The organism is Candidatus Poribacteria bacterium (assembly GCA_026706025.1).
In the GTDB taxonomy this organism is placed as follows: domain Bacteria; phylum Poribacteria; class WGA-4E; order WGA-4E; family WGA-3G; genus WGA-3G.
Genome location: JAPOZO010000056.1, coordinates 169,067 through 181,881, shown reverse-complemented (window position 1 = coordinate 181,881; position 12,815 = coordinate 169,067). Strand labels below are relative to the sequence as shown.

The following is a 12,815-nucleotide window of genomic DNA, read 5'->3' as shown; positions in this document are numbered from 1 at the left end:
ATGGAAAAGAAAAACAGACAACCCCAATTGGACAAACGGATCGCGGAATTGCACGAACAGGCACTCGTGATTGACTCACACAATGATGCCATCGTGGCACATATCCGTCGCGGTAATGTGAGTTTTGCTGACGAGAACGCCCGAAATCCAGAGGATCCGGTTGGCACTATCGCCTATCTGCGCGGTGCCGTGCCACCGGTAGAGGAAGCCATCGGTATCCAACTCAATATCCCAAAAATGCGGCAAGGTGGTATTGATGCTGCTTTCTTCGCCGTTGACGTGACGCGCGCCTGGAAAAACCATCTCGCTTACGCGTTAGATGCGTTCGGATGGTTCAACGAAGAAGTGACAGCAAATGCTGACGACATCTGCATCGTTCGGAAAGCGAGTGACATTCGCAGGGCGAAGGCAGCGGGTAAACTCGCTGCAGTGCTCGTCATTGAAAACAGTGAGGCAGTCGAACGGAGCCTGAATATACTCCGCTCGCTCTACTTGCTCGGTGTCCGCTCCATCGGCTTAACGCATAACCTAAATACATGGGCATCAACAGGAAATGATGAAGAGGATATGGGGGGCGGCTTGACCCGATTTGGGATGGCATTGGTTAAAGAGATGAACCGCTTAGGAATGCTCGTGGATGTCTCGCATATCAGTGAACGTGGATTTTGGGATGTTCTCGAAATCTCGGAGCATCCGGTCATTGCGTCTCATAGCAATTGTAAGACTTTGTGCCGACACCCACGGAACTTGAGCAACGAACAATTGAAAGCTTTATCGGCTAATGGCGGTGTTGTCGGAATCACCTTTGTTCCAGGGTTTATTACGATAGACGGTTGGCAGAAAATGCCGCCCCTGGCGCAATTGCTTAACCATATCGCCTACGCCATTGACATCGCTGGCGTTGACCATGTCGGTATCGGTTCGGACTTTGATGGCGGCGGAGATTTACTTAAGGATGCGAGTGAGTTCATCAAAATCGCAGAAGGGTTGAGCGAACGCGGTTATTCCGATGAAGATATAAGAAAGATACTCGGCGAAAACCATCTACGCGTTTTTGAGGCAGCGTGCGGATAACACCTTAGCACGGAGCCGATCATGAGGCTTTCGCAAGGGCACCAGAGATAGACTCCCATACTTCATCGACACCAATCCCTTTCATGCAGATATTGTCTTTACACTTATCTGTGAACTGCTTACATGGACTACACGGCACGGCGTGACGGATGGTTTGATGCAATGTTCCAAGCGGTTGAAATCGGATGTGATCGCCGGGACCGAACAGAGATACAGTCGGAGTTCCGACCGCTGCGGCAATATGCATTGGACCGGTATCGTTGGTGAGAAATAGATCACACTTTTCAAGGCAGGCGGCTAACTGCCTGACCTGAAGATTACCAGCAAACGGAATAGCAGGTGCGTTCATAAGATTCACAACCGTCCGCACGAGCGTCGCCTCTTTTGGTCCCCCGAAAATCAAGACATTGGCGTTGAAATGCTCTACCAATCTATCGCCAATGGCAGCGAAGCGTTCAGGCATCCATTCGCGCAACTTCCATCCGGCACCGGGAAAAAGTCCCACTGTTAACGCTTCATTGTTAACGCCTGCAGCGTCAAACCGCTGCGTCGCATCTAACCGTTCAGATTCGGAGAGAAAGAGTTCCAGCCTCCGATCTTCTGCCGGAATCCCAGCTGCATGTAACAGATCAAAATAGTGTGCTGTGGCGTGTTTGTTACCCTGTTCAGGAACGCGGACGGTACAGAATCGACCTTTACCCACGCGTTCAGTGGCACCACTGAAATACATGAGCATCTCAGTACGAAATTTCCGTTGAAAATCAATAGCCATCGTAAATTTCGCTTCACGCAGATGACGCATAATTCGCAGCATCTCGCCGGTATCCTTGTCTTTAGCGAGCCGGTCGAACGTGATTATTTCATTGAGATGTGGATTTTCACGGAGGATCTCTGCGGATTGTTTTGCGATAAGCATGGAGATGTATGCGTCCGGGAAACGGGCGCGAACCGCTCGGATCGCGGGTGTTGTGAGCACGATGTCGCCAAGGGAACTGAGTCGGATCAGCAGTATTTTTTCAGCAGCCATTTGTGTAATTCGGTGTCGGTTGTCAGTTATCCTCTTGTGGCAGTGAAAGTATCTGTTAGCACCACAAGGACGCTCTTAACTGAAAACTGAAAGTGAAGCGAACCGATAACTGATAACTATTCTACTACCTGTTTTTCAAGGTTATTCAGTGCGTCTTCAACCAATGTATCTATATCCAGCTCTGATTCTGCATCTTCCAACTCGGTAAGCGATGCCCGCGTGGCAGGATGCTTAGGCACAAAGAGTGAGCAACAGTCCTGATGTGGACGTATAGACACATCAAAGGTCCCTATCCGTTGTGCTTTTGTAATTATCTCAGCCTTGTCCTCTCCGATAAGTGGGCGCAGGATAGGGATTTCGGCAATCGCTTCAATCGTTCGGAGATTCGTCAACGTCTGCGAAGCCACCTGTGCGAGACTTTCCCCCGTAACGAGAGCCTCAGCATCAACCATAGTGGCGACGCGCTGTGCGATGCGCGTCATCATCCGCCGATACAACACAACCCGGAACGGTGCTGGCGTTGCGGTGACAATCGTCTGCTGGAGATCTGCAAACGGAACGAGATAGAGGGTGCTACGATAGTTGGATACCGCTAAGATCTGCGCAATTTCGATGACCTTCTCCAGAGAAGCCTTATCCGTATATGGGTAACTATAAAAGTGAATAAAAACGGCTTTCGCGCCACGTTTGATCATTTGCCATGCAGCGACGGGGGAGTCAATCCCACCGGACAACATGACGAGTACCTTACCGCTCACACCGACTGGCAAACCACCGATCCCTTGAATCTTCTCTGCGGAGATATACGCAGCGTTGTGTGTTATTTTAATCCAGCAGGTAAGGTCGGGGTTATGCATATCAGCCCGAGCACCTGTTTCCTTGATGAGATACCCACCGACCTCGGCACTCACCTCCGGGGAAGTTAGTGGAAAGGTTTTGTCTGCTCGCCTGGTTTCAACTTTCAGGGATTCGTAAGAAGCCTCTTGGATTTGCCGCAATGCCGCTTCTTTAATAGCTGCGATGTTGTTTTCGGTACGGCATGAAAGCTCAAAATGGGCGATGCCCATGACTTGCCGTAAACGTTCCTTAATTTCAGTAATATCCGCATGTTGCCCAAGATGCACAAGAATCCTATCGTGAAGCCGCTCTACTTCAGCGTATCCGGTACCTTGCAGGGACAGTTTGATGTTGTTCGCAAGCCGTTTTTCAAAAAATGCTCTATTTTTCCCTTTGAGTCCGACTTCGGCGTAATGGATACTAAACAATTCTTCCATAGTTTCTCTCGTGCTACAAAAAATTTTACAAAATTAACGTAACAAACGTTGGTAGGGAGATACATTGCTTACAAAGCACGGACAGCATCGGTCAAATTGAAATGGAGTTTCGCTACATTCTGTAATGCGTCACTTCCGTGCAGCTTAACAAATTCTCTACCGGCTTCCACCACCTGATACGCCCCCCTTGGTAAACGCATCTCGTATTTTTCGGACAACGTGTCCATCCCGGTCAGAAAAGCATCGCGGGCGATGATAGAGGCTGCAGCGACCGCGATATCGCGTTCTGCCTTTGGGACCTGTTTTATTTCTATTCCACAGGGAGTAGACGCGGCTCCACGCTGTAAAGGCGGTGCGTTATTGGCTCGCTGGCTTAGCTGCCGCGTGATAAGATCTTCTTTAGAAAACTGGTCAACAAGTGCGTATTTCGCGCCGACGCTGTTCGCTAATGTCCGAATCGCTTCAGCGTGAAGCGACGCGAGCAGATGGTTTAGGTTTTGCCCGCGCCTGCGGAGAGTGGCATAAAGGGAATTGTATTCAGCAGGCATCTTTTCCACAACAACGATATGCTGTGCATAATGACAGCGCATCGATTCCGCAAGATTTTGGATCCGACGATTTGATAGCCTTTTTCCATCAGTAATGCCTAAATCTGAGAAAGTTTCGCGGCATTCTGCATCCACGTAAACGGCTGCAGCAACGAGTGGCCCGAAATAATCACCTTTTCCGGCTTCGTCTGTGCCGATCCATGCATTCCAGTTATGTATTGCGTCCATTGAACCTGCTTCAATTCGTTATCGTTTTGGATTTATGCTGAATTCCGAAGTGCGGCGAATTCGGTAACCTGCTTACCTACAGCTTTGAGGCGTGCAGTTAATTCAGGATCGTGCAAATTACCCTCAGCATCAAAGGCATTAGATGAGTTCGGGATAGATGCGTCTTTCGGGACGACCCACGCGTGGAGCGCTGTGCCAACCGTGCGCAACATAGAAAGCGCGTTAGTTGCGCCCATCCGTCCACCGGAGACCCCGATGAGTCCGACGACTTTATTCTCAAATTCATCGAACCCCATGAGGTCAAGGGCACTTTTAAGGACACCGCTGAAGCTGCCGTGGTACTCAGGCGAGCCGAGAAGTATGCCGTGTGCACGTTTCACCTTTTCTCGGAGTTTGAACACACCAGCAGGATAGTCATCTTCGTTAGCGACAGACCCTTGAAAAACGAGGTCATACGCACTAAGTTGAAGCAATTCGACCTCGGCACCCGCATCTTTCGCGCCAGAGAGTGCAATTTGGAGCGCAGCATGCGTTGAACTCCCCTCCCGCAGACTCCCACAGATAGCAACGACGTATATAGGTGAATTATTAGAACGCTTCATCAAAATATTCGGGCAGGATACCCCTTGCTTTAGCTGGGGGAGGAATGCCCGATCCTATAATTAAAGTTTAGTTTTCTTAGGACTTTGAAGTCCATTCGTTTTGCACCCGTTGTGAGTCGTTTTCCATCCAAACTGTAGAGAGAAAACAAACCTTTGGCGTTGAGCCCTGCTAACCTTGTTAATCCGTATTTGATATGCTTAACAAGGGTATTCTTTACTAAACCCTTACACAGCACAGTGCCCCCATATCTTGAACGAATGCCGCCCTTTTTGTATTGTTCTCTATGCAGATTGCGCCTTGCTATAGGGATCGGTGATATACACATCACTGCTTTGTTGTCTACACTGCTGGTGCCACCGACAGTATAATGTGCCAAGCACCAACTATCGACACAATGTGCATCAAAGTCTTCAGATGACTTCTTCGATGACTTCTTGAGTCCGAGTTTATCACGAAGCTCTTGCGTTTCGTAGCCCTGAAGCAGCAGCAACTCCCACCGTTTTTCGATTTCGCTATAGAACCACTGTTTGCCAACTTCAAGTGGACTAAAAGAGGTATTCCACTTCTTGGCATGTGCTATCGTTCTTGCTTTGATATCCTCAACACAGACATGCGTCACAGGAAACAGTTTTGATAACCAATCAAGGATGCGAAGTTTCCAGTCCCAGCGTGCGCGGGTGCCAGCAGGTATACGCTGCTTGTTCGCGAGACGGTTGGTTCTCTGCTTGCGGTTCGGACACTTCCGTGAACGTCTACTTCTACGCAACTCGCGACGCTTTGCGACTTTCTTACCCACTTGATTATGGGCGTCTGCTTGCACATTCAAGTAGGTGTGTGCTGCCGATTTGGTGCTAAAGCCTTCTTTCTTGCTACCGGGATCAACACCGACAGCAATCTCTTGTGTATTCCTATCAGACGGTTCTTTGTTGAGACGGATACAATATATGCCATTATTTACGTAGGGTGTTGCTTCGCCACGCTTGACGAGTTTTCTGGCGCGTGCGGCGTGTAGTGGCATGAGTTGTTGTCCGTCTTTGGTTCTAACAGGCACAAACATAAGTTTGTATTCTCCCTTACGGGGTATATGTTTCCCCTTCCAGATCACAGTATCCAAGAAGAATCAGACTTGGGGAGCATCCGAAACGTCGTTCTAACTACCACGCCAAGATACTGCGATATTTTACTGTAGTCAACGGTTTACCTTGTGGAGTGGACGTTTGGTATACGCCTCGCACAAGCCCCCGAATTTATTCGAGGGTTATTGACTATTTTCACTCTCCTTTTTTAATTATAGCATATCCAAGATTAGACATCATCTATTTTTTCATCGGATATTAGATTAGAAAGTTATAGACGCAGATTTTTCTTGACATATTTTAGCGTTTTTTTTATAATGCTGTTTTGCGTAAAAACGCGAGTCTTTCCATTAAAGGGGTCGTTTGAAAATCCCTTTATACAATCGGCTTGCATAGAATTTAATTCGTTTAAAACATAAAGAGGTTTGCTCATGCGTTTAATCATGTATCTATGCGCCGTTGCGCTGTTGACCGTAGGCAGTGCGATCCCCACGCATGCCGTAGTTCAAGACGACGGTTTAATCCTTTACTTCAGTTTCGATGCAGAAGAAGACGGATTCGTTATAGACGAGACTGGTGGTCGCAATGACGGTCTAATTACGGGTGCCGAAATTGCCACCGATGAAGTCGTCCACGGTAAAGGGTCGCTGTTATGCGATGCTAACGGTGATGGTGTGACAGTCGAATCCTTTCCAGCATTAGAAGAGTATACAGATAATTCCTATCTCTTCTGGCTCAATTTCATTGTGGCGAACTCTGGCGGTTGGGATCAAATCATCGCCAAAAAAGCACCCGGTTCTGACCGTTCACCCGGGATATGGACCTGTAACCGCGTAACTTTGCATATTCATTACCGTTTCAATCCGGGGAATGCCGGAAGCCTTTGTGTCGGTCCTGAGGGCGAAGGTGACGAATTTGGTATTGGGGACTGGCACCATATCGCCGGTGTCAAAGAAGGGGACGGCTTCAAGTTTTATATTGATGGCGAAGTCGTCGATGAACAGACGGTTCCGGCAAATCATGCCCAGGGGGCTGAGAAACTGTATATCGGTCAAACAGGTTATAACTCTGCGAAGTTCTATATGGATGATCTCTATGTCTACGATAGAGCCGTTAGTGCTGCTGAGGTCTCAAATATTATGGAGGGTAACCTCACCCCTGTTGAACCGAAAGGCAAACTCACCACAACGTGGGGACAGCTGAAAACACGTCAAGATTAATTTCACATCCTGAAACGTTGGGACGGTCCCACACCGTCCCACATTTATTTTCCCATCTCTGTATATCTACCCATCAAAGTTTTTATCTCGCTTTCTGAGCATGAAAAGTCCGCTATTCCATCGCTACAATAACCATGTCTGAAATCAGACCTTATCTTTTTCTTGACAGATTTAAGCGTTTCTGTTAAAATCCCTCTGTGAGTTGAGACGCGAGCATTTTTTATTCAAAAAACGGTCAAAAGCCGCTCTAATACAAAATGTCCGCACAGCAGATTAATTTTTTTAGACATGAGGAGGTTACTCATGCGTTTAGGTATGTATATACTCGTCGTTGCACTACTAACGGTGGGCAGCGCACTCGCCACACATGCCGCTGTTAAAGACGACGGTTTAATCCTTTACTTCAGTTTCGATGCAGCGAAAGGCGGAAAGGTTATAGATGAAACCGGTGGCGGAAATGATGGGGAAATAGTTGATGGCGCGAAGATTGTCACCGATGAAGTCGTCCACGGTAAAGGCGCGATGTTATTTGACGAGGGCGGGGACAGTGTGATAGTCGATTCCTTCAAAGAATTAGAAGATTATCAGGACAACTCCTATCTCTTCTGGCTCAATTTCACTAAGGCGAACTCCGGCGGCTGGGACCAAATCATCGCGAAAAAAGCACCCGGCTCAGACCGTTCACCCGGGATATGGACCTGTAACCGTGTGCCTCTGCACATCCACTATCGGTTTAACCCGGGTAACCAAGGCACACTCTGCGCAGGTCCTGATGGAGAAAACGATACGTTTGAAATCGGCGACTGGTATCATATCGCAGGTGTTAAAGACGGTGCCAAGTTGACGTTCTATGTCAATGGCAAAAACGTCGCGGAACCGGGTGTCCCGAAAGAGCACGCGCAAGGTGCAGAGAAAATGTATATCGGTAAAACGAATTATAGCTCTGCGAAGTTCTATATCGATGACCTCTATGTCTACGATAGGGCAGTTGATGCCGACGAGGTTGAAGATATTATGGACGGCAAACTCCTGCCTGTTGAACCAGCGGACAAACTCGCCACAACGTGGGGACAAGTGAAGAAACGTCGTGATTAGTGCCACACCCTGAAATATAGGGACGGCTCTCATGCCGTCCCTATTCACATTCTCATCAATGCATGTCTACTCGTCAATGCTATCTACTCCCCATATTGAAAAGCATCATTCTCTCTTTTGTTCTGCTTGTTTCGTTTCCGTCAGTGGGATGGTGCAATACTGAGCAAGAACTGAATCGCCGGTTTGAACGCGGTGTCCACTATCTTGATGCGGAGCAATATAATCTGGCACTCACCGAATTTCAAGCCATTGAAAAAGAATTTGCTACCGCAGCGGACATTAGCAGCCTCGCCCAATATTATATCGGTATTACGCATCAGGAACTCAATAATCTGGACCCTGCTGCATCAGCATATCAGAAAGCATTGGCATTTAAAGCACCACAAGAGGTGCACGGGAACGCACACCTTCATTTAGGCATCGTCTACAAAGCACAAGGCAAGTTAGCACTTGCTGAAAACCATCTCAAACAAGCATTCGTCCTGCTAAATGAATCTGCGGAAGCACATATCCATCTTGGCGATGTATACATTCTCCAACGTAGGTTCAGTGCTGCTGAAAAGACTTACCGAGAAGGTATCCGCCTGAACCCAAACCATACTGAATCTTACTACGGATTGGGTAGAGTAGCAGAAATGCAAAATCGCCTCCAGCAGGCTATGGAATATTACGATGCCGCGCTCACGCGGAACCGATATTTATCGCAGGTACATTATAGGCGCGCCCTGACGTACCAAAAGCTTGGAGACAAAAAACAAGCCGCAGCTGCTATGGCACAGTTTGAACGCTTAAAGACTTATGAGGATCAGATGCATCGGTTCCGAGAAAGCATCTACAAAAATGCGAACCTGCCGGTGCTATACATCAAACTCGGCGAACTCCATGAGGCTTATGACAACTTAACAGAAGCAGCACAGATTTATGAAGCTGCCACACAAGTGCACCCGTCCTACCTGCCAGCGTACCTTCACCTCGGCGAGGTATTTATCGAACAACGCGCCCTTGAAAAGGCGGCCCGGGTGTATGAGCAAGCCGCAGAAATTGCACCGGATAACGCACAAGTCCAGATCAAATTGGGTGTTATCTATATCAATCAACACCAATTTGATCCAGCAATTGCCGCGTTTGAGCGTGCAATTGTTGTCGATAACACAGCTGCAGCGGCACACAACAACCTTGCACGCCTCTATGCGGGACTCGGCAAAGAGATGCAACAAGCGATCGAGTTGGCACAACAGGCAGTCGCTTTGGCACCTACAGCAAAACACTATGACACACTTGCGTACACCTACTACCGTAATGCCCAATACGCCAAGGCTTTGGACGCTATTAATCAAGCCATCTCGTTAGCACCGAATGTGGGTGCATACAGCAAACTACGCGCAAAGATTCAAAAGGAGAAAAAATGAAAAAAGGGATATGTATCGGATCATTACCCGGCGGTTCGACCGAAGCGCGGTTTAAACTTGCGAAAGAAGCGGGGTTTGACGGCGTTGAAATCGGCACTCTTGGAAATGATGACGATCGACACCAGACGCAAGAGATCGCTACACAACATGGGTTAGAAATCTTCAGCGTGATGAATAGCAAACATTGGGCATGTCCACTCTCCGATGCCGATGCCGATGTTCGTGCCGAATCGCGAGCCGGGATGCTTGACTCAATAGCAACCGCGACGGCTGTGGGCGCAGACGCTGTGCTGCTCGTTCCTGCCGTTGTCAACGATCAGACGAGTTATGAGGACGCATATCAACGTTCACAAACGGAGATTCATAAACTGATTCCAGAGGCAAAAGCGAAGGGTATCACAATTGCACTTGAGAACGTTTGGAATAAATTTCTGCTCAGCCCGATAGAATTTTGTCGGTATCTTGACGAGTTTGAAAGTGAAACGGTGACTGCCTATTTCGATGTTGGGAACATCGTGTTGTACGGATACCCACAACACTGGATTCGCTCTCTGGGAAGTCGTATTTCTAAAGTGCATGTCAAAGGGTTCAACGCAACCGAGAGTCGGTTCACCTATCTAATTGAGGATTGCACAATCAATTGGAATGCCGTTATGGAAGCATTTGAAGATATTGGATATGATGACTACATGACAGCGGAATTACCCGTTGATGGAGACAATCCGGAAGGCAGGGTGCATAGCATCAGCGATGATATGCGTCGAATTATCGCTGGAACTGTGTAATATCAGGTTAAATCGAACGAAATATGTAGGGTTGAGGCGGGACCGTTTCACTCCGTATAAACTGCGTTATTACGTTTAGAAAGCGGGATTGAGAAGTACATGGAAGTTATTATTCAACCGACTTACACGCGGCTTGCCGATGTCGCAGCTGAAATCATCCGAGACGCGGTAGAAAAAAAGCCGGACCTCGTTTTGGGACTTGCCACCGGTAGCACGCCGATTGGACTTTACGAAGCCTTAGTCCGGATGCACAAAACAGATGGACTTGATTTCTCAGGCGTGACGACTTTTAACCTTGATGAGTACGTCGGGATTCCGCCCAATCATCCGTATAGCTACCATACCTTTATGGAGACCCATTTTTTTAATGCCGTCAATATCCCCTCAGAGAATTGTCATATCCCACAGAGCACAGTAATCGGACATGAGGAATTTTGTGCAAAGTACGAAGCAGCGATTGTGAATGCTGGCGGCATTGACATCCAAATCCTCGGCATCGGAAAAGATGGACATATCGGTTTCAATGAACCGAGTTCTTCCCTCGGTTCCCGGACTCGTATTAAAACGCTGACGCAGAGCACGCTTGAAGCGAACGCTCCACATTTCGGCGGCACTGTCGATGCTGTCCCGAAGATGGCAATTACAATGGGCGTAGGCACAATCATGGAAGCGAAGCAGTGCCTGCTATTGGCAAATGGCGAATCAAAAGCCGAAGCGATTGCAAACGCCGTGGAGGGCCCCATTACAGCAGAGGTGCCAGCATCGGTGCTACAGATGCATCCACAGACGGTTGTTGTCATTGATGAGGCCGCAGCGTCGCAACTCAAACGCGTAGATTACTACAAACACGTTTACGCGAATAAACAGAAACTGTTGTCTGAGGACTATTGAAGCACAGTATCACGGTTCTTCTTCATCGTTCAAATCGTATTCTTTTGCTTTCCGCTGGATTGTGCGTCGGCTCACTTTGAGTATTTCTGCGGCTTTTGCTTTGTTATTGTTCACAGATTCGAGGGTCGCCCGCAGTGCCTCCCGGCTAATTTCATCAAGGGACATACCGACTTGTACATTTAAACGCTGTTTATCCTCAATTGCGTCAACTGACTGCCAGACATCAGGGACTGAAAGTAGATTTGAAAACGCTGTTCCGGTTGCTTTGAGGATGCGTTCAGGTAAGTCAATTTGCTGGATCGTCGATTGCGTGGACATCACAACAAGCCCTTCAATGCAGTTTTTCAATTCGCGTACGTTCCCTGGCCACTCGTATTTCATCAATGTTCTAATCGCCTCTGGCGCAATAGTCATCAGAGGTTTCGCATTTTGTATGCAAAACTCGCCAAGAAAATCCTTCACGAGCAACGGGACATCTTCAATCCGCTCTTGAAGCGTTGGGAGATGAATAGGCACTACGTTGAGTCGGTCATAGAGATCTGGGAGGAACTCTCGCCTTTGGGATGCGGTTTCCAAATCATGGTTCGTGGCACAAACAACACGAACATCTACCTGAATGGTTTTGTCGCCACCCACCCGTTCAAATTCGCGTTCTTCAAGGACGCGCAAAAGGCGCGCTTGATTAGATAGACTGAGCTGTGAAATTTCGTCAAGAAACAGCGTCCCGCTGTGTGCGAGTTCAAATCTACCTCTCCGTTGGTAATATGCCCCACTAAACGCGCCGCGTTCATGTCCGAAGAGTTCAGATTCTGCGAGGTTCTCGTTTAGGGTCGCACAATTAAAAGCGATGAGAGAACCGCGTCGCAAACTGCGGTGATGAATCGCACGGGCGACCAATTCCTTCCCAGTCCCGCGCGCGCCATAAATCATTACAGTCGCTTTCGTCGGGGCGACCTGCGTTATCATGTCACGAATTTTGATGATTTGCGGTGAATTGCCTGTGAGTCGGCGTAAGCCTTCCTTTTCATCTATTTGTGACTGGAGTTGTCTGTTCTCAAACGCAAGGCGTTGATTTTCGAGCGTTCTCTGCAAAAGTGCCGCCAAATGGACAGGGTTAACCGGTTTCGGCAGGAAATAGGTATCTTTATATGCGAGCATCGCTTTGATACCGATGTCGGTCTCTAAAATGTTCGGTTCTGTAATAAAAACGACACCGACATCTGGATGGTGCTGTACCGCCGCTTCTAAGAGTGCTAACCCATCAATCCGCTCTGCTTTTAATGGCGCGATAAGAATATCTACCTTTAGGTGCTCAATCTGATGAAACGCCTGATACATGTTACCTGTGACAACGAGGCGAAGCCCTTTGCCTGCAAGCGTTTCACAGACAAGTTCACGCTCACCGCGATCGGCATCAACAACCAGTACGGTTTTCTGTGCGTTCATGGTCGGAGCACTTTCTCCTGTTGTATAGTCAGTTTTGGATCCCAAGTTTGCCAAATTATCCGAATCCTCTGATTGAAACTTTTAATCGAAAAAAGTATTGTTTAAAATTAACAATTTAGGTAAACTATAGAATCATAAT

Annotated in this window: 12 protein-coding genes; 6 read left to right on the top strand and 6 right to left on the bottom strand. The window is 48.0% G+C overall.

Going from position 1 to position 12,815, the window contains the following annotated elements:
- On the top strand, positions 1–1,074 hold the full coding sequence (locus tag OXH00_13390; protein MCY3742003.1) for a dipeptidase: 1,074 nt from the start codon (positions 1–3) through the stop codon (positions 1,072–1,074).
- Positions 1,075–1,093: 19 nt separating this feature from the next.
- On the opposite strand, the gene OXH00_13385 is transcribed toward OXH00_13390, so the two are convergent.
- The 5 genes from OXH00_13385 to OXH00_13365 all read right to left on the bottom strand — a co-directional run bounded on the left by OXH00_13385 (position 1,094) and on the right by OXH00_13365 (position 5,811).
- Positions 1,094–2,101: a glycosyltransferase family 9 protein gene (locus OXH00_13385; GenBank protein MCY3742002.1), complete on the bottom strand. Its 1,008-nt coding sequence runs from the start codon at positions 2,099–2,101 to the stop codon at positions 1,094–1,096.
- 116 nt (positions 2,102–2,217) lie between these two features.
- Positions 2,218–3,375 (bottom strand): tRNA 4-thiouridine(8) synthase ThiI, encoded by a 1,158-nt coding sequence (thiI, locus tag OXH00_13380; GenBank protein MCY3742001.1) that lies wholly within the window; start codon positions 3,373–3,375, stop codon positions 2,218–2,220.
- A 68-nt stretch (positions 3,376–3,443) separates the two neighbouring features.
- The gene (locus OXH00_13375) at positions 3,444–4,151 is read right to left on the bottom strand and encodes a ribonuclease HIII (GenBank protein MCY3742000.1); all 708 of its coding nucleotides are present in this window, start codon (positions 4,149–4,151) and stop codon (positions 3,444–3,446) included.
- A gap of 32 nt (positions 4,152–4,183) precedes the next feature.
- Complete coding sequence (locus OXH00_13370) at positions 4,184–4,753, bottom strand: NAD(P)H-dependent oxidoreductase (protein MCY3741999.1); 570 nt, start codon at positions 4,751–4,753, stop codon at positions 4,184–4,186.
- A 29-nt stretch (positions 4,754–4,782) separates the two neighbouring features.
- Complete coding sequence (locus OXH00_13365; protein MCY3741998.1) at positions 4,783–5,811, bottom strand: RRXRR domain-containing protein; 1,029 nt, start codon at positions 5,809–5,811, stop codon at positions 4,783–4,785.
- Positions 5,812–6,261: 450 nt separating this feature from the next.
- On the opposite strand from OXH00_13365, the gene OXH00_13360 reads away from it, so the two are divergent.
- From OXH00_13360 to nagB, 5 genes are all read left to right on the top strand, one after another.
- Positions 6,262–7,050 carry a LamG domain-containing protein gene (locus OXH00_13360; protein ID MCY3741997.1) on the top strand — a complete coding sequence of 263 codons (789 nt, stop codon included), beginning with the start codon at positions 6,262–6,264 and terminating at the stop codon, positions 7,048–7,050.
- Between the two features lie 303 nt (positions 7,051–7,353).
- On the top strand, positions 7,354–8,145 hold the full coding sequence (locus tag OXH00_13355) for a LamG domain-containing protein (GenBank protein ID MCY3741996.1): 792 nt from the start codon (positions 7,354–7,356) through the stop codon (positions 8,143–8,145).
- Between the two features lie 95 nt (positions 8,146–8,240).
- Complete coding sequence (locus OXH00_13350; GenBank protein MCY3741995.1) at positions 8,241–9,554, top strand: tetratricopeptide repeat protein; 1,314 nt, start codon at positions 8,241–8,243, stop codon at positions 9,552–9,554.
- Positions 9,551–10,339, top strand: coding sequence for a sugar phosphate isomerase/epimerase (locus OXH00_13345; protein ID MCY3741994.1), 789 nt, complete (start codon positions 9,551–9,553; stop codon positions 10,337–10,339). Before OXH00_13350 ends, OXH00_13345 begins: the two co-directional genes overlap by 4 nt.
- Before the next feature lie 99 nt (positions 10,340–10,438).
- Positions 10,439–11,230 carry a glucosamine-6-phosphate deaminase gene (gene nagB / locus OXH00_13340; GenBank protein ID MCY3741993.1) on the top strand — a complete coding sequence of 264 codons (792 nt, stop codon included), beginning with the start codon at positions 10,439–10,441 and terminating at the stop codon, positions 11,228–11,230.
- Positions 11,231–11,239: 9 nt separating this feature from the next.
- Here the strand turns inward: nagB and OXH00_13335 are convergent, their stop codons facing one another.
- Positions 11,240–12,676: a sigma-54 dependent transcriptional regulator gene (locus tag OXH00_13335; protein ID MCY3741992.1), complete on the bottom strand. Its 1,437-nt coding sequence runs from the start codon at positions 12,674–12,676 to the stop codon at positions 11,240–11,242.
- Between the last annotated feature and the right edge of the window lie 139 nt (positions 12,677–12,815).

Bases quoted from the DNA above. Each gene is read 5' to 3' on its own strand.
- OXH00_13390 (MCY3742003.1), top strand. From the start codon at position 1: ATGGAAAAGAAAAACAGACAACCCCAATTGGACAAACGGATCGCGGAA.
- OXH00_13385 (MCY3742002.1), bottom strand. From the start codon at position 2,101: ATGGCTGCTGAAAAAATACTGCTGATCCGACTCAGTTCCCTTGGCGAC.
- thiI (MCY3742001.1), bottom strand. From the start codon at position 3,375: ATGGAAGAATTGTTTAGTATCCATTACGCCGAAGTCGGACTCAAAGGG.
- OXH00_13375 (MCY3742000.1), bottom strand. From the start codon at position 4,151: ATGGACGCAATACATAACTGGAATGCATGGATCGGCACAGACGAAGCC.
- OXH00_13370 (MCY3741999.1), bottom strand. From the start codon at position 4,753: ATGAAGCGTTCTAATAATTCACCTATATACGTCGTTGCTATCTGTGGG.
- OXH00_13365 (MCY3741998.1), bottom strand. From the start codon at position 5,811: ATGTTTGTGCCTGTTAGAACCAAAGACGGACAACAACTCATGCCACTA.
- OXH00_13360 (MCY3741997.1), top strand. From the start codon at position 6,262: ATGCGTTTAATCATGTATCTATGCGCCGTTGCGCTGTTGACCGTAGGC.
- OXH00_13355 (MCY3741996.1), top strand. From the start codon at position 7,354: ATGCGTTTAGGTATGTATATACTCGTCGTTGCACTACTAACGGTGGGC.
- OXH00_13345 (MCY3741994.1), top strand. From the start codon at position 9,551: ATGAAAAAAGGGATATGTATCGGATCATTACCCGGCGGTTCGACCGAA.
- nagB (MCY3741993.1), top strand. From the start codon at position 10,439: ATGGAAGTTATTATTCAACCGACTTACACGCGGCTTGCCGATGTCGCA.
- OXH00_13335 (MCY3741992.1), bottom strand. From the start codon at position 12,676: ATGAACGCACAGAAAACCGTACTGGTTGTTGATGCCGATCGCGGTGAG.